Source organism: Halomonas qaidamensis (assembly GCF_025917315.1).
GTDB classification, from domain to species: Bacteria; Pseudomonadota; Gammaproteobacteria; order Pseudomonadales; family Halomonadaceae; genus Vreelandella; species Vreelandella qaidamensis.
Genome location: NZ_CP080627.1, coordinates 79,820 through 95,642 on the forward strand (window position 1 = coordinate 79,820; position 15,823 = coordinate 95,642).

Annotated in this window: 13 protein-coding genes, 2 tRNA genes and 3 rRNA genes; 14 read left to right on the top strand and 4 right to left on the bottom strand. The window is 51.5% G+C overall.

Annotated elements, in window-relative coordinates; all coding sequences use genetic code 11:
* Window positions 1–158: 158 nt before the first annotated feature.
* The 5 genes from K1Y77_RS00345 to rrf all read left to right on the top strand — a co-directional run bounded on the left by K1Y77_RS00345 (window position 159) and on the right by rrf (window position 5,435).
* Window positions 159–1,691, top strand: a 16S ribosomal RNA gene (locus tag K1Y77_RS00345).
* A gap of 87 nt (window positions 1,692–1,778) precedes the next feature.
* Window positions 1,779–1,855: transfer RNA gene (locus tag K1Y77_RS00350), tRNA-Ile, on the top strand.
* 111 nt (window positions 1,856–1,966) lie between these two features.
* A tRNA-Ala gene (locus tag K1Y77_RS00355) sits at window positions 1,967–2,042 on the top strand.
* 227 nt (window positions 2,043–2,269) lie between these two features.
* Window positions 2,270–5,162: ribosomal RNA gene (locus K1Y77_RS00360) — 23S ribosomal RNA — on the top strand.
* Window positions 5,163–5,319: 157 nt separating this feature from the next.
* Window positions 5,320–5,435, top strand: a 5S ribosomal RNA gene (rrf, locus tag K1Y77_RS00365).
* Together the 16S, 23S and 5S rRNA genes with 2 tRNA genes alongside form the textbook arrangement of a ribosomal RNA operon.
* A gap of 280 nt (window positions 5,436–5,715) precedes the next feature.
* Here the strand turns inward: rrf and K1Y77_RS00370 are convergent.
* The 4 genes from K1Y77_RS00370 to flgA all read right to left on the bottom strand — a co-directional run bounded on the left by K1Y77_RS00370 (window position 5,716) and on the right by flgA (window position 8,086).
* A complete protein-coding gene (locus K1Y77_RS00370; RefSeq protein WP_030074308.1) occupies window positions 5,716–6,468 on the bottom strand; it encodes an SDR family NAD(P)-dependent oxidoreductase in 753 nt (250 codons plus the stop codon).
* A gap of 98 nt (window positions 6,469–6,566) precedes the next feature.
* Complete coding sequence (locus K1Y77_RS00375) at window positions 6,567–7,016, bottom strand: flagella synthesis protein FlgN (RefSeq protein WP_030074307.1); 450 nt, start codon at window positions 7,014–7,016, stop codon at window positions 6,567–6,569.
* A 10-nt stretch (window positions 7,017–7,026) separates the two neighbouring features.
* A complete protein-coding gene (gene flgM / locus K1Y77_RS00380) occupies window positions 7,027–7,293 on the bottom strand; it encodes a flagellar biosynthesis anti-sigma factor FlgM (RefSeq protein WP_030074306.1) in 267 nt (88 codons plus the stop codon).
* An 85-nt stretch (window positions 7,294–7,378) separates the two neighbouring features.
* Window positions 7,379–8,086, bottom strand: a complete 708-nt coding sequence (gene flgA / locus K1Y77_RS00385; protein WP_030074305.1) for a flagellar basal body P-ring formation chaperone FlgA — start codon at window positions 8,084–8,086, stop codon at window positions 7,379–7,381.
* Between the two features lie 194 nt (window positions 8,087–8,280).
* Here flgA and flgB point away from each other — a divergent pair, with 194 nt between their 5' ends.
* The 9 genes from flgB to flgJ all read left to right on the top strand — a co-directional run bounded on the left by flgB (window position 8,281) and on the right by flgJ (window position 15,764).
* A complete protein-coding gene (gene flgB, locus K1Y77_RS00390) occupies window positions 8,281–8,712 on the top strand; it encodes a flagellar basal body rod protein FlgB (RefSeq protein WP_030074304.1) in 432 nt (143 codons plus the stop codon).
* A 25-nt stretch (window positions 8,713–8,737) separates the two neighbouring features.
* Complete coding sequence (gene flgC, locus K1Y77_RS00395; RefSeq protein WP_264429755.1) at window positions 8,738–9,148, top strand: flagellar basal body rod protein FlgC; 411 nt, start codon at window positions 8,738–8,740, stop codon at window positions 9,146–9,148.
* A 2-nt stretch (window positions 9,149–9,150) separates the two neighbouring features.
* Window positions 9,151–9,843, top strand: a complete 693-nt coding sequence (flgD, locus tag K1Y77_RS00400; protein ID WP_264019038.1) for a flagellar hook assembly protein FlgD — start codon at window positions 9,151–9,153, stop codon at window positions 9,841–9,843.
* Between the two features lie 75 nt (window positions 9,844–9,918).
* Entirely contained in the window at window positions 9,919–11,190 is a 1,272-nt protein-coding gene (flgE, locus tag K1Y77_RS00405; RefSeq protein ID WP_264019037.1) for a flagellar hook protein FlgE, read from the top strand.
* 42 nt (window positions 11,191–11,232) lie between these two features.
* Complete coding sequence (locus K1Y77_RS00410) at window positions 11,233–11,991, top strand: flagellar basal body rod protein FlgF (protein ID WP_030074300.1); 759 nt, start codon at window positions 11,233–11,235, stop codon at window positions 11,989–11,991.
* Window positions 11,992–12,021: 30 nt separating this feature from the next.
* The gene (gene flgG / locus K1Y77_RS00415) at window positions 12,022–12,804 is read left to right on the top strand and encodes a flagellar basal-body rod protein FlgG (RefSeq protein ID WP_030074299.1); all 783 of its coding nucleotides are present in this window, start codon (window positions 12,022–12,024) and stop codon (window positions 12,802–12,804) included.
* A 48-nt stretch (window positions 12,805–12,852) separates the two neighbouring features.
* Window positions 12,853–13,542, top strand: a complete 690-nt coding sequence (locus K1Y77_RS00420; protein WP_030074298.1) for a flagellar basal body L-ring protein FlgH — start codon at window positions 12,853–12,855, stop codon at window positions 13,540–13,542.
* A gap of 33 nt (window positions 13,543–13,575) precedes the next feature.
* A complete protein-coding gene (locus tag K1Y77_RS00425) occupies window positions 13,576–14,703 on the top strand; it encodes a flagellar basal body P-ring protein FlgI (RefSeq protein ID WP_030074297.1) in 1,128 nt (375 codons plus the stop codon).
* Entirely contained in the window at window positions 14,703–15,764 is a 1,062-nt protein-coding gene (gene flgJ, locus K1Y77_RS00430; RefSeq protein WP_264429758.1) for a flagellar assembly peptidoglycan hydrolase FlgJ, read from the top strand. Before K1Y77_RS00425 ends, flgJ begins: the two co-directional genes overlap by 1 nt.
* The last annotated feature ends 59 nt before the right edge of the window (window positions 15,765–15,823 follow it).

The following is a 15,823-nucleotide window of genomic DNA, read 5'->3' on the forward strand; positions in this document are numbered from 1 at the left end:
CTTGCCGATGAGGGTGATAAATCACCAAATATCAAGGCAAGCGGTCATGACAATGTAAATTGAAATGAATTCGTTTGAACCTTGAGCCAGGTTTGATGCGCTTTTGTTGTTCGTCAACATTATGTTGTCGGATGACGAGTAAGCATCACAATGATTTTAAACTGAAGAGTTTGATCATGGCTCAGATTGAACGCTGGCGGCAGGCCTAACACATGCAAGTCGAGCGGTAACAGATCTAGCTTGCTAGATGCTGACGAGCGGCGGACGGGTGAGTAATGCATAGGAATCTACCCGGTAGTGGGGGATAACCTGGGGAAACCCAGGCTAATACCGCATACGTCCTACGGGAGAAAGGGGGCTCCGGCTCCCGCTATCGGATGAGCCTATGTCGGATTAGCTAGTTGGTGAGGTAATGGCTCACCAAGGCAACGATCCGTAGCTGGTCTGAGAGGATGATCAGCCACATCGGGACTGAGACACGGCCCGAACTCCTACGGGAGGCAGCAGTGGGGAATATTGGACAATGGGGGGAACCCTGATCCAGCCATGCCGCGTGTGTGAAGAAGGCCTTCGGGTTGTAAAGCACTTTCAGCGAGGAAGAACGCCTAGTGGTTAATACCCATTAGGAAAGACATCACTCGCAGAAGAAGCACCGGCTAACTCCGTGCCAGCAGCCGCGGTAATACGGAGGGTGCAAGCGTTAATCGGAATTACTGGGCGTAAAGCGCGCGTAGGTGGCTTGATAAGCCGGTTGTGAAAGCCCCGGGCTCAACCTGGGAACGGCATCCGGAACTGTCAAGCTAGAGTGCAGGAGAGGAAGGTAGAATTCCCGGTGTAGCGGTGAAATGCGTAGAGATCGGGAGGAATACCAGTGGCGAAGGCGGCCTTCTGGACTGACACTGACACTGAGGTGCGAAAGCGTGGGTAGCAAACAGGATTAGATACCCTGGTAGTCCACGCCGTAAACGATGTCGACCAGCCGTTGGGTGCCTAGCGCACTTTGTGGCGAAGTTAACGCGATAAGTCGACCGCCTGGGGAGTACGGCCGCAAGGTTAAAACTCAAATGAATTGACGGGGGCCCGCACAAGCGGTGGAGCATGTGGTTTAATTCGATGCAACGCGAAGAACCTTACCTACTCTTGACATCCTGCGAACTTGTGAGAGATCACTTGGTGCCTTCGGGAACGCAGAGACAGGTGCTGCATGGCTGTCGTCAGCTCGTGTTGTGAAATGTTGGGTTAAGTCCCGTAACGAGCGCAACCCTTGTCCTTATTTGCCAGCGGGTAATGCCGGGAACTCTAAGGAGACTGCCGGTGACAAACCGGAGGAAGGTGGGGACGACGTCAAGTCATCATGGCCCTTACGAGTAGGGCTACACACGTGCTACAATGGCCGGTACAAAGGGTTGCGAGCTCGCGAGAGTCAGCTAATCCCGAAAAGCCGGTCTCAGTCCGGATCGGAGTCTGCAACTCGACTCCGTGAAGTCGGAATCGCTAGTAATCGTGAATCAGAATGTCACGGTGAATACGTTCCCGGGCCTTGTACACACCGCCCGTCACACCATGGGAGTGGACTGCACCAGAAGTGGTTAGCCTAACGCAAGAGGGCGATCACCACGGTGTGGTTCATGACTGGGGTGAAGTCGTAACAAGGTAGCCGTAGGGGAACCTGCGGCTGGATCACCTCCTTAAACGATGCATCATCCCTCGCGGTAAGCGCTCACAATGAATTACCTGATCAGATAATAGAGCAAACGGTTTAAGCACGATCCCCTCTTGGGTCTGTAGCTCAGTTGGTTAGAGCGCACCCCTGATAAGGGTGAGGTCGGCAGTTCAAGTCTGCCCAGACCCACCAAATTCCTGTGATACGGCGTTAAAATGCTCCTCGTATAGCAGGCTATACGTCGTCGCATCTTGCCTTGTCTCACAGAAATTAATGGCAAGAGGTAAGATCAGCAAAAACAATGGGGCCATAGCTCAGCTGGGAGAGCGCCTGCCTTGCACGCAGGAGGTCAGCGGTTCGATCCCGCTTGGCTCCACCATTATCTTAACGTTAAGTGTAAGACCCGTTTGTGATTGTTTCGTGACCATTGATAAGCACGACGTTAGACGTCTTCTTATCACTGTTCATTGAACAGCTGCTCTTTAACAATGTATATCATGCTGACATAAACGTTTTAAAACGTTTATACGTAATTGTTTTGTGATACGTCTCAAGCGTATCCGGCAATCGTTATCATTGCGAACCCCAGACTCCTTCGGGTTATAGGGTCAAGCAATGAAGCGCACACGGTGGATGCCTAGGCAGCCAGAGGCGATGAAAGACGTGGTAGCCTGCGATAAGGCTCGGCGAGGTGGCAAACAACCTGTGACCCGGGCATCTCTGAATGGGGAAACCCACTCATCATAAGATGAGTATCTTACGCTGAATATATAGGCGTAAGAGGCGAACCAGGGGAACTGAAACATCTAAGTACCCTGAGGAAAAGAAATCAACCGAGATTCCCCTAGTAGCGGCGAGCGAACGGGGACCAGCCCTTAAGCATGTGACTGATTAGACGAACGAGCTGGGAAGCTCGGCCGCAGCGGGTGATAGCCCCGTAGTCGAAAATCTGATCATGTGAAATCGAGTAGGTCGGGGCACGAGAAACCTTGACTGAAGACGGGGGGACCATCCTCCAAGGCTAAATACTCCTGGCTGACCGATAGTGAACCAGTACCGTGAGGGAAAGGCGAAAAGAACCCCGGAGAGGGGAGTGAAATAGATCCTGAAACCGTGTGCGTACAAGCAGTAGGAGCAGACTTGTTCTGTGACTGCGTACCTTTTGTATAATGGGTCAGCGACTTATATTCAGTGGCGAGGTTAACCGTTTAGGGGAGCCGTAGGGAAACCGAGTCTTAACTGGGCGACACAGTCGCTGGATATAGACCCGAAACCGAGCGATCTATCCATGAGCAGGGTGAAGGTTGAGTAACATCAACTGGAGGCCCGAACCAGGATCTGTTGAAAAAGATTTGGATGACTTGTGGATCGGAGTGAAAGGCTAATCAAGCTCGGAGATAGCTGGTTCTCCTCGAAAGCTATTTAGGTAGCGCCTCACGTATCACCACCGGGGGTAGAGCACTGTTTCGGCTAGGGGGTCATCCCGACTTACCAACCCGAGGCAAACTCCGAATACCGGCGAGTGCAAGCGTGGGAGACACACGGCGGGTGCTAACGTCCGTCGTGAAAAGGGAAACAACCCAGACCGTCAGCTAAGGTCCCGAAATCCTGGTTAAGTGGGAAACGATGTGGGAAGGCTCAGACAGCTAGGAGGTTGGCTTAGAAGCAGCCATCCTTTAAAGAAAGCGTAATAGCTCACTAGTCGAGTCGGCCTGCGCGGAAGATGTAACGGGGCTAAACCAGGTACCGAAGCTACGGGTTCATCCTCTGGATGAGCGGTAGAGGAGCGTCGTGTAAGCCAATGAAGGTGAATTGAGAAGTTCGCTGGAGGTATCACGAGTGCGAATGCTGACATGAGTAACGATAAAGGGAGTGAAAAACTCCCTCGCCGGAAGACCAAGGGTTTCTGTTCGACGCTAATCGGAGCAGAGTGAGTCGGCCCCTAAGGCGAGGCCGAAAGGCGTAGTCGATGGGAAACGGGTCAATATTCCCGTACCGGACATGATTGCGATGGGGGGACGGAGAAGGCTAGGTGAGCCAGGCGTTGGTTGTCCTGGTGAAAGTGAGTAGGCTGGTGTCCTAGGTAAATCCGGGATGCTCTAAGGCCGAGACACGAAACGAACTGACTACGGTCAGGAAGTCATTGATGCCACGCTTCCAGGAAAAGCCTCTAAGCTTCAGATCATGTGCGACCGTACCCCAAACCGACACAGGTGGTCAGGGTGAGAATCCCAAGGCGCTTGAGAGAACTCGGGTGAAGGAACTAGGCAAAATGGTGCCGTAACTTCGGGAGAAGGCACGCCGGCGTAGGGTGACGAGACTTGCTCTCCAAGCCCGAACCGGTCGAAGATACCAGGTGGCTGCAACTGTTTAGTAAAAACACAGCACTCTGCTAACGCGCAAGCGGACGTATAGGGTGTGACGCCTGCCCGGTGCCGGAAGGTTAAATGATGGTGTTAGGCTTCGGCCGAAGCTCTTGATTGAAGCCCCGGTAAACGGCGGCCGTAACTATAACGGTCCTAAGGTAGCGAAATTCCTTGTCGGGTAAGTTCCGACCTGCACGAATGGCGTAATGATGGCCACGCTGTCTCCACCCGAGACTCAGTGAAATTGAAATCGCCGTGAAGATGCGGTGTACCCGCGGCTAGACGGAAAGACCCCGTGAACCTTTACTATAGCTTCACACTGGACGCTGATGTTGCCTGTGTAGGATAGCTGGGAGGCTTTGAACCTCGGACGCCAGTTCGAGCGGAGCCAACCTTGAAATACCAGCCTGGCATCATTGGCGTTCTCACTCAGGTCCGTTATCCGGATCGAGGACAGTGTGTGGTGGGTAGTTTGACTGGGGCGGTCTCCTCCCAAAGAGTAACGGAGGAGCACGAAGGTACCCTCAGCACGGTCGGACATCGTGCAGTGAGTGCAAGAGCATAAGGGTGCTTGACTGCGAGACAGACACGTCGAGCAGGTGCGAAAGCAGGTTCTAGTGATCCGGTGGTTCTGTATGGAAGGGCCATCGCTCAACGGATAAAAGGTACTCCGGGGATAACAGGCTGATACCGCCCAAGAGTTCACATCGACGGCGGTGTTTGGCACCTCGATGTCGGCTCATCACATCCTGGGGCTGAAGTCGGTCCCAAGGGTATGGCTGTTCGCCATTTAAAGTGGTACGCGAGCTGGGTTTAGAACGTCGTGAGACAGTTCGGTCCCTATCTGCCGTGGGCGTTGGATGTTTGAGAAGGGCTGCTCCTAGTACGAGAGGACCGGAGTGGACGCACCTCTGGTGTTCCGGTTGTCACGCCAGTGGCATTGCCGGGTAGCTATGTGCGGACGGGATAACCGCTGAAAGCATCTAAGCGGGAAGCCCCCTTCAAGATGAGACATCCCTGAGGCCTAGAGCCTCCTGAAGGGCCCAGCGAGACCAGCTGGTTGATAGGCACGGTGTGGAAGCGCTGCAAGGCGTTGAGCTAACGTGTACTAATGGCCCGTGAGGCTTGACCCTATAACACCCAAGGGGTCTGGTCGTAGTGATAACGAAACGAGTGTGACAACACTTAGAAAACCGGATACGCGGATTAAGCCCACCGTGATACACGACAGGCTTAAGACGAAAGAGACGCCACAAAACACTGTCAGCATGATATGCATTACCTGTTACGCCTGACGACCATAGCGAGCGTGAACCACCTGATCCCATGCCGAACTCAGCAGTGAAACCGCTTAGCGCCGATGGTAGTGTGGGGTCTCCCCATGCGAGAGTAGGTCATCGTCAGGCACTTATTAAACAAGAAACCCAGCCACCCGGCTGGGTTTTTTGTTGGTGCTTACTGCACCATTACTCCCGAGTCACCACGCCGTCATTCCCGAGTGGGGGTATCGGGAATCCACCTTGACCTTGGCTTGCTGAAGCCCAAAACCCCAACTCAACATGGATTCCCGCCAAGGGCCTGCGGGAATGACAAGAGCGGCTCGGAGGGCTGGGGCGAGTTATCGTCAGGCGCTTGTACGAAAATCCCCGTAAGGCTTGCGCCTTTGGGGAATTTTTTGCCTGAGATTTACCATTCGATGGGTTCGCCAGCCCAATCCCAAAAACTGCCAGTATCCTCTGGTGTGCGTTTGGAAATAACGGACAGAAGCTGCTGGGCAACGAAGTCTGGCGTAAATAACTTCTCGCTGGGTACCCGAGCTTGGAAAGGCTTCGAGAGCGATGTGTCCGTGGTGCCTGGGTGCAGACATAACACAATAGATTGCTTATTTGATCGTGTCAGCTCGATTGAGATGGTCTTCATTAACATGTTATGCGCTGCTTTGCTGGCACGGTAACTGTACCAGCCGCCGTGACCGTTATCGCCAATGGATCCAACGCGTGCCGACAAGCTGGCAATGATAGATGGGTGTTTGCCTTGTAGTGATGATTTAAGTGCAGCAATTAGTAGGGCGGGAGTGGCTGCATTAACATGCATAACGTGAGCAAATGATGACTCATCTAGCTGCTCTAAACGCTTTTCAGGTTGCACATTACGCGTATCATCATGCAGTGTGCCAATAGCATTGAAGAGCAAGTGTACGGGGCGTTTGTTTAACTGTTCGCAAAGCGCTTTGCGTCCTGTTTCTGTAGTGATATCGGCATGAACTGTTTCTATGGAGTGTGGAATCGGCGAATCCTGAAAAGAAAGAGGCGAACGGCTTACCGCTACGACCTTTCCCACATGTGTATCAGTAAGTAATGTCCGAATAACAGCGTTGCCTATACCGCCATTAGCACCGATAACAACCGCAGTGAAGTTTTCTGGAAGGTGGGCTAGCATCAGTTCGGCTCCAAATGTGAATACTAATGTCCACATTGAAGCTTTTTGTATAAGTTTTGTCTATGAATGTTTGTAAATACTAAGAATAGATCTAACTATTAAGCGGATGCGTTGATGCGGCCTGGTTGGGCATTATTGCGCCCGTTTGGCTTATAAAGGGTTTTTTCAGCGATTTGTCGAATGTAGTTCAGCATCTCTTGGTTGTGCTTCATTCTTAGCGATAGCATTTGACCCGTAAGCGCATTCATTCGTGAGACACGTTCGCTTTTTTCGAGCAGGCTTTCCCATGTGCTTAAACAGCCTGCATCGTTAGCCGCTTGTCTGGCACCCTGGGTACCATCTGCATAGCCAAGCTTCGTTTGCACGCTGCGGCGCAGTGTTTCGATGCGCTCTAGCTCAACTAGCAGCGCCTGTTTTTTCAGAGCAATAGTATTGAGAGCATCACCGTCAATGCTGCCTTTAGTAAGCTCTGCTTGTTCATCAGAGAGCAATAGTACTAAGTCATCAAGACGTTGTAGCTGGTCTGAAAGCAGTCGTGTAAGGCCCATAATAGTCCGCTTATAACTCTTTTAAATTGGCAATTAAGCCATCAGCGATCCGGTCCGCACGAATGTCGAGTTTTCCTTCACGAATAGCTTCGCGAATTTCTTCGACCTTCGCTGTATCAATATCCTGCGAGCTATCAATATGCGCTTGGCTAAGATGCGTTGCTGAACGTGTAGCACTGTCCGCTTCAGTTGGCTTGCTGCCACTTATCTTCGGGGCTTCCTCACGTTGCTGCGCCTGATTAGAACGTAGCAACGGATTAATATTATCAATTTTCACGTTGTTTGCCTCATCGTCAACGTTGGTGCGGCATGCGCTATATAACTTATTATCGGCCCGAGTAGTAAGGACTTTAGTGTTTGAATCAAAAATCTATCACCAATGTACCTTGGCCAATGACGCGCGCAGTGACTAATTCCCGCGTATCAAAGCGCACGCGTATACGTTCGCCTTGTGCACCATCAGACAAGGCCTCTCCTTCGCGTGACACTCGAAAACCTGCGCCTTCTGCTATGACAGTGACACGCTGCCCTCGTTTCACCACTTGAGGCGCTTGAAGGTAATGGGACTGGAAAGTACTGCCGCTACGAATAGGACGCTGCGCGACCATGCCAACAATGTCGTTTTGGTCAGTAAGTGCTTGGGAAGCAAGATCTCCAAGATTGCCTTCTCGTAATGTCAGCATATCACCCGTAATAAGTGTGCCTCTATCAATATCCTGCCCAGCCACGGCGTAGCTACCGATAATATCAATCTGTGCCTGTATATACCGCACTTGACGCCGATTTTCGCCGCAGCGTACGCCAACTGACACGCGCCCGAGAGGGGGGTGATTGGCATTTGGAAAGAAGGGTTCGGGCGAAACACAAGTAGGTAAATGAGGAGAAGGAGGCGTGATGTCGATCATCACCTCTTGCCCAAGTGCTTGGGATTCTTGGTAAAGAAATTGTTGAACGGTATCCATTAGCAGGTCATTGCTGGCATGTGCCTGCAATGAAAGGCAAAGACTGAACAACAATAATAAAAGTAGTTGCTTAAGTATCGCCAAGCAGTATTGCAGCGGATGGGGCATGGGTGAGTCGCTCAATCGAAAGGAGGCGGATGATAAGCATCAGCCGTGAAGTGTAGTGCAAAAGTAGTCTGTGCATCATATGAAATGCTGGTGTAAACGGCAGCTGTTCCATGCTTTAGGCTGACGAGTCGAAGCCTATTATTCATCATCAATAATATCCACTGTATGTTGCCTCTCAGCGAACGAGGACCGGCATGATTGATCAACTTGAATCTGCCTTTAATTATCACCAGCAGGCGCTGGGGCTGCGTCAAGCTCGTCACGATGTGCTGGCAGCCAATATTGCTAACGCTGATACGCCTAACTATAAAGCGCGCGATCTTGATTTTGCCAGTGAGCTAAAGAAGGCCGTTGCGGGTAGCCAGCCACAGCAGCAACAAAATGGCGCGCTAACGCTCGCACGAACCTCAGATCGTCATCTGCAAGGGGAAGGGCCTGCTTGGCGTGGTGCAGGCAGTGCAGAGCTGCTTTATCGTGTCCCTGATCAACCTAGCCTTGATGGTAATACGGTTGATATGGATCGTGAGCGGACACAGTTTGCAGACAATGCCGTTCGTTACCAAGCTGCGCTAACTATTATGAATCGCCGAATTCAGGGCCTGAAAAACGCGATGCAGCCGGAATAATTTAGCGGTAGGAGAAAAGTAATTTATGTCGATGTTTTCAGCCTTTGATATTGCTAGTTCGGCGATGAGCGCTCAAGCGCAGCGTATGAATGTTACTGCTAGCAATATGGCCAATGCCGACAGCGTTGCGGGACCTGATGGCGAGACCTATCGGGCCAAACACGTGATGTTTGAAACCCAGGCACATAATAATCGATATGGCGTCGGTGGCGTACGTGTCAATGAAGTGGTTGAAGATGACTCTCCGCTACGTTTGGAATATATGCCTAACCACCCTGCTGCCGACGAAGAAGGGTACGTCGCCAAGTCCAATGTTGAACCCGTGCATGAAATGGTCAATATGATCTCGGCATCACGCTCCTATCAAGCCAACGTAGAAGTGTTCAACACAACGAAGCAGATGATGGTGCAGACGCTATCGCTGGGAGAGGGATAGTCATGAGTACAATCGACCCGACAACACTTTCGACAATTAATGGCGGCGGCGGTGCCCAGTTAAAGCAAAGTGCATCAGATGAGCTGCGTAGTAGTTTTCTGACGCTACTGATTACCCAGTTGCAGAACCAAGATCCGCTGAATCCAATGGAAAATGCGGAAATGACTTCCCAGATCGCACAAATTAATACGGTGAGTGGGATTGAGCAGTTAAATACCACGTTGGAAAGCATTACTAGCCAAATGGATGCTAACCAAGCTCTGCAAGCAAGTGGCTTGATTGGCCAAGGCGTGATGGTGCCTGGTGACAAGGTCATGCTAGAGCAAGATAGTGAAGGAAAGCCCTATACGACGCCGTTTGGTATCGAGCTTGCTAAGCCAGCAGACCAGCTTACCGCGGTGATTGTTGGTCAAGGTGGTGAGGTGATCAGACGCTATAACTTGGGTGCGGTAGAGGCCGGCGTGCAGTCTTTCCAGTGGGACGGTAAAAACGAGCAGGGTGAAGCCGCTGCCAGTGGTCGTTATACAGTTCAGCTTGAGGCTCAAGATGCCGAAGGTGAAACGCTAGATTCAACGGCATTGAACTATGCGGTTGTTAATAGCGTGACGCCTAACGATGGTAACGGAAATGTTCGGCTGGATTTAGGCGCTATTTACGGACAGGTTCAGCTTGATCAGGTCAAACAGATTCTTTGAGCAACCTTCAAGTAGAACGACGTTTTTACAGTAAGAACGTCTCAATGAAAAAGACGTTTTGATGAGGAAAGTATTATGTCATTTACAACAGCTGTCGCTGGTCTTAACGCACAATCAGAGAAGCTAAACTCGGCGGGTAACAATATTGCCAACTCGCAAACGGTGGGCTACAAACGTTCTGACGTTTTGTTTGCCGATGTGTTTGCGGCCTCACGCGGCATTGGTGTTCAAGTATCAGATGTGCGCCAGAACTTTACCCAGGGCAGCATCGAAAGTACCGGCCGTAATTTGGACTTAGCGATTTCCGGTGAAGGTTTCTACCGTCTTGAGCGTTCTACTGGCGAAGTCGGTTATTCACGTAACGGTGAGTTCGGCATCACCGCTGCTGGCGATATCGTTAACGCCCAGGGCGATCGTTTAATGGGCTACGGTATGGATCGAGGCGTTACCGAAGATACTGACGATCAGCAGGCGTTCCCGTTCTCAAACGTATTGGTAGGCGGAGCCCCACAAGCATTAAATGTGCCCGTTGATGACATTCCGGCTAAAGCCACCACCGAAGTTGATGCACTACTAAACTTGGATGCTAGGGCAGTCAGTGGCCAAGATTTAAATACGCTTGAATTGGCAAATGGGGATGAATTGGATTACCACTTTTCCAATAACTTTACTGCCTATGACTCCTTGGGTAATACCGTTAATGTCTCTACCTATTTTGAAAGGGTAGGAAACAGTAACCAGTGGGATGTCACTGCCGTTACTAATGGGGTGGCTAGAGGCACCTTCACATTGGACTTTACGCAAAGCGGCAGATTGCAAACCGATGCGGATGGTGTTGTGACAGGCGTTAATGGCGGCAATGCTAGTGCCGTTATTGCTGGCATTCCCGGCGGTGTCGATGCAGAGCCCCTTAATCTTGAACTTAAATTCGATGGTACCACTCAGTTTGCCGCTGACTCGTTGCAAAAAGAGTTGAGCCAAGATGGGTATACCTCTGGTGCACTGGCTGGCATTACTGTTACTGACACTGGCGTTATTCAGCGTAATTTCACCAACGGTGAAACCCGTGCAGCCGGTCAGATTGCGCTAGCTAGCTTCCGCAATGAAGAAGGACTTCAACCACTGGGTAACAACCTGTGGGCGGCGACAAATACCTCCGGTCTAGAAAACCTAGGGGCACCGGGTACTGGTCGTCTGGGTCAGATCCAAGCAGAAGCGGTAGAAGCATCTAACGTTGACTTGGCTAGTGAGCTGGTAGATACCATTGTCGCTCAGCGCTCATACCAGGCTAACTCCAACACTATCAGCACCCAGGACGAGCTCCTGCAGACCATTATTAACCTGTAGTCATTCGTGATAATGGCGTAATGCTGCGCTAAGGAGTCAGTTGTGGATCGTATGCTATATACCGCCATGAGCGGTGCTAAACACACGATGGATCAGCAGGCAGTGATAAGTAACAATCTGTCGAACGTATCCACTGCGGGTTTTCGCGCTCAGCTACAAGCGGCACGCTCGGTGCCAGTGGAAGGCGCAGGGCTGCTTGATACGCGGGTATCGGCAGTGACCACTACCCCAGGCACTGACTTCTCGCAGGGCCCTATTGAACGCACAGGACGAATGCTTGATATCGCTATGCAGGATGATGCCTGGATGGCGGTACTCGCAGACGATGGCACCGAAACATACACGCGGCGCGGCGACCTACAGCTGGACAGTGACGGCGTACTGCTCAGTGTTGGGCGCCCTGTGATGGGCGAAGGTGGGCCTATTGCATTACCACAAGGCGCAGAAGTATTCATTGGCGCGGATGGCACCATTAGCGCTATTCCACAGGGAGAGGGACCAGAGGCATTAGTAGATGTCGGCCGGATCAAGCTGGTAACACCTGAAGCGCAGGCATTAACGCGAGGTGAAGATGGCCTATTTCGTGGGCCACTGAATGAAGAAGGTTTTGCTGCGGTGCTGCCAGGTGATGAAGGCGCCCGAATTGTCAGTGGCGCACTAGAGGGCAGTAACGTTAGTGCCGTTGATGCCATGGTGTCTATGATTGACGCTTCACGGCGTTATGACATGCAAATGAAAATGCTTAGCACAGCGGACGAAAACGCTCAGCGAGCTAACAGTATTCTATCTATTCAGGGCTGATGGCAGTCTGTCAGTTGAGGGAACACGATAATGATTAAATCCTTGTGGACCGCTAAGACGGGGCTAGAGGCTCAGCAAACAAAGTTAGATGTACTCTCGAATAACCTAGCAAACGTAAGCACGAACGGCTTTAAACGCTCACGTCCGGTGTTTGAAGATCTGCTCTATCAAAATATGCGCCAGCCTGGCGCGCAAAATAATATTCAGGATCGTTTGCCTTCTGGTATGCAAATAGGCACCGGTGTGCGTGCGGTGGCTACGGAGCGCCTGCATACCCAAGGCGGCCTTGAGGAAACCGGGAATTCTCGCGATCTGGCGATTAATGGCGACGGCTTTTTTCAAGTGCTGCTACCTGATGGCACCGTGGGCTACACGCGGGATGGTAGTTTTCAGCTGAATGAAAACGGCCAAATGGTCACTGCTAATGGTTACCCACTTGAGCCTGCCATTTTTGTTCCCGCAAACGCGCTGTCGGTCTCCATTGGTGAAGACGGCACTGTTAGTGTGCGCCAACCAGGTATTGCGCAAGATGCCGATATTGGTCAGATCAACGTGGCGTCGTTTATCAATCCAGCAGGCCTAGAGAGTGTTGGCGGTAACTTGTACTTAGAAACCGGTGCATCGGGCGCGCCTAACCAAAATGCCCCCGGCAATAACGGTGCTGGCAGGTTATTCCAAGGTTATGTTGAAACCTCCAACGTGAACGTAGTTGAGGAGATGGTCAATATGATCCAAACCCAACGCGCCTACGAAATTAATAGTAAAGCGGTATCAACCAGCGACGAGATGTTAGCGCGTTTGAGCCAGCTCTAATGTTATTGATGAGCTATTGATGAATAGGGCTTACTAACAGGTCCCAATATGTTGGATTTACACGCTGCTTTACGTCTTTTTACGTTAGTTAGTCTTACTCTTTTTATCTTAGTAGCGGCCGGTTGTGCACAAATTCCGCGTGCCTCGGTAGTGGGTGAGCAAGAGCAGATTAGTATTGTCGATCGGCCGCCGCCGATTGCTAATGGCTCCATTTATCAAGCACGCCGGGGTTACCAGCCGCTATTTGAAGATCGCCGCCCGCGATCTATTGGCGATATTTTGACTATCGTACTTGATGAAGAGGTAAGCGCTAGCAAAAATGCTCAGTCCAACGCTAATCGTGCAGGCAATGCCAGCTTAGAGCTTGCGCAGTTGCCTGATGTGCTGGATACGTTGGCCGAGTATGGTTTCGATGTGTCGGGGGCAAGTGACTTTGCTGGTGGCGGCGGTTCCCAGGCCAATAATACCTTTACGGGCACCATCACCGTATCGGTATTAGAAGTGATGAATAACGGTAACTTACGGGTACGCGGTGAAAAACAGATAGCGATTAACCAGGGAACAGAATTCATTCGTTTCTCTGGGGTGGTTAATCCACGCACAATTACCGCGCAAAACACCGTGCCTTCGACCCAAGTGGCAGATGCAAGAATTGAGTATGTTGGCGATGGCTATATAAACGAAGCGCAGCACATGGGCTGGTTGCAACGCTTTTTCTTAAATGTATCGCCGTTTTAAGTGAGTTATTCGGCCCGCGAAAAGAGACCTAGCATGGTAAACCGTTATCGTGATGTTAAACGCTGGCTACGCTATGTGGCTGTAGTGACAACGAGTTGTTTACTGGCCATGCCAGCAGCGGCGGAACGAGTACGAGAATTATCAAGCTTTGCCGGGGTGCGCGACAACCAGCTGGTTGGATACGGTTTGGTCGTGGGGCTAGATAGCACTGGTGACCAAACTACCCAGGCACCGTTTACTAGCCAAAGTTTAACGAACATGCTCTCGCAGTTAGGCGTTACGGTGCCGGCTGGCACGAACTTGCAGCTTCGCAACGTTGCTGCTGTCATGGTCACTGCTGACTTACCGCCGTTTTCACGCCCAGGCCAGCGCTTGGATATCGTTGTATCTTCGATTGCCAATGCCCGTAGCTTACGTGGTGGAACGCTGTTGATGACCCCTCTAAAAGGTGCTGATGGCGATACCTATGCCATTGCCCAAGGCAATATGCTGGTGGGCGGTGCGGGTGCTCAAGCAGGCGGCAGTAGTGTGCAGATCAATCAGCAAGCATCCGGCCGTATTCCTAACGGCGCGTTGGTTGAGCGGGAAGTGCCTTTAAATCTCGGCGGTAACGGTGGACGGTTAGAATTACAGCTTAACGAGTCAGATTTTGGCACGGTCCAGCGCATGGTCACGGCGATTAATAATGAATTTGGTCAATCGGTAGCCTATGCGCGCAATGGACGGGTGATCGCACTTGATGGTCCTATGGATGACAATGCCCGCGTTAACTTTATGGCGCGGGTAGAAAATGTCCAGGTAACGCCGATGGATGCCCCCGCGCGCGTGGTGCTCAATGCCCGTACCGGCTCCGTAGTGATGAATAGCGCGGTGACCCTTCGCCAAGCAGCGGTCGCCCACGGTAATTTATCTATTATGATTGACACCCAGTTCGGGGTTAGCCAGCCAGCTCCTTTTGGTGAAGGCGAAACAGTAGTGGTACCTGATACAGATATTGAAATTGAGCAGCAGGAAGCCTTTCTACAAATTGTAGAAGGCGCCCAGTTGAACGAAGTGGTTAATGCGCTCAATGCCTTAGGAGCCACCCCCCAAGATTTAATGTCGATTCTTGAAGCGTTGAAGGCCTCCGGATCGCTTCGCGCAGAGCTTGAGGTTATTTAATGAGCATTGGCGATATGACCAGCCAATTTGCGCTGGATATGAATGGCTTCCAGCGCTTGCAGCATAACGCTCGGATGAACCCTGATGCCGGTGTTCATGGTGCTGCGCAGCAGTTTGAAGCGCTCTTTGTGCAGATGATGATGAAAAGCATGCGCGATGCCACTCCCTCTTCTGGTTTGTTGAGTAGTTCAACCACCGATACCTATCAGCAGATGCTGGATCAACAGTGGTCGCAAGTCATCTCATCGAAAGGCATGGGGTTGGCGGATATGCTAGTAGAGCAGCTGCAGCGCCAGGGCGTCGTCAATAATAAGGTAGAGGGTGGCGATCAAGAACTACAGGCGTTAATTGCTGGGATACCCCGTGGTACTCCTAAAGTGCTGGATGATCCGCTGCAGCCGACTAATCATGGTTATGCCCCCGAGTCGGGTAATGGACGCTTCTTAGCTGAGCTAGACGCGATAAGCCAACGGTCAGCCGCTGAGGTGAGCAATACCAGCACGTCCTCTACAGCGCTCTCCTCTGCTACGCCTACGTCCGCCGCGACACCTGCTAGTTTCAGCCATGCGCCTGATCACGTTCAGCGCTTCTTAACGACATTAGCGGCTCCAGCTCAGGCGGCAAGTCATGCCACCGGCGTTCCGGCTGAGCTTATTTTGGCACAAGCAGCACTGGAAACAGGCTGGGGACGCCATGAAATTGCCACCCAACACGGTGGTAATAGCCACAATTTGTTTGGTATTAAAGCGGGCAGCCACTGGCAAGGCAAGACGACCGATATCGTGACACATGAATACATTAACGGCCGTCGAACTCAAATTGTGGACTCTTTCCGCGTGTATGATTCGTTTGAACATGCGTTTACCGACTATGCCAATTTGATTGGCAATAATCCTCGTTACGCGGGCGTAGTCCAGGCCGCTGATGCGCATCAAGCCGCTCACGAGTTACAACGAGGCGGTTATGCGACGGACCCCCAATACGCTGACAAACTGGTCGCCGTTATGAATACCATGGGGCCGATTGCACCAGGACGCGATTTTCTTGCAGATTCCCGCTAACGCACGATTCAAGTTTTTCTGCGCACTGCCGATAGACTTGTTATCGGCCTAAGGAATTG

What these genes read in the sequence shown, in the direction of transcription:
- K1Y77_RS00370 (WP_030074308.1), bottom strand. Translation starts at nt 6,468, where the DNA reads ATGCTAGCCCACCTTCCAGAAAACTTCACTGCGGTTGTTATCGGTGCT.
- K1Y77_RS00375 (WP_030074307.1), bottom strand. Translation starts at nt 7,016, where the DNA reads ATGGGCCTTACACGACTGCTTTCAGACCAGCTACAACGTCTTGATGAC.
- flgA (WP_030074305.1), bottom strand. Translation starts at nt 8,086, where the DNA reads ATGCCCCATCCGCTGCAATACTGCTTGGCGATACTTAAGCAACTACTT.
- flgB (WP_030074304.1), top strand. Translation starts at nt 8,281, where the DNA reads ATGATTGATCAACTTGAATCTGCCTTTAATTATCACCAGCAGGCGCTG.
- flgC (WP_264429755.1), top strand. Translation starts at nt 8,738, where the DNA reads ATGTCGATGTTTTCAGCCTTTGATATTGCTAGTTCGGCGATGAGCGCT.
- flgD (WP_264019038.1), top strand. Translation starts at nt 9,151, where the DNA reads ATGAGTACAATCGACCCGACAACACTTTCGACAATTAATGGCGGCGGC.
- flgE (WP_264019037.1), top strand. Translation starts at nt 9,919, where the DNA reads ATGTCATTTACAACAGCTGTCGCTGGTCTTAACGCACAATCAGAGAAG.
- flgG (WP_030074299.1), top strand. Translation starts at nt 12,022, where the DNA reads ATGATTAAATCCTTGTGGACCGCTAAGACGGGGCTAGAGGCTCAGCAA.
- K1Y77_RS00420 (WP_030074298.1), top strand. Translation starts at nt 12,853, where the DNA reads ATGTTGGATTTACACGCTGCTTTACGTCTTTTTACGTTAGTTAGTCTT.
- K1Y77_RS00425 (WP_030074297.1), top strand. Translation starts at nt 13,576, where the DNA reads ATGGTAAACCGTTATCGTGATGTTAAACGCTGGCTACGCTATGTGGCT.
- flgJ (WP_264429758.1), top strand. Translation starts at nt 14,703, where the DNA reads ATGAGCATTGGCGATATGACCAGCCAATTTGCGCTGGATATGAATGGC.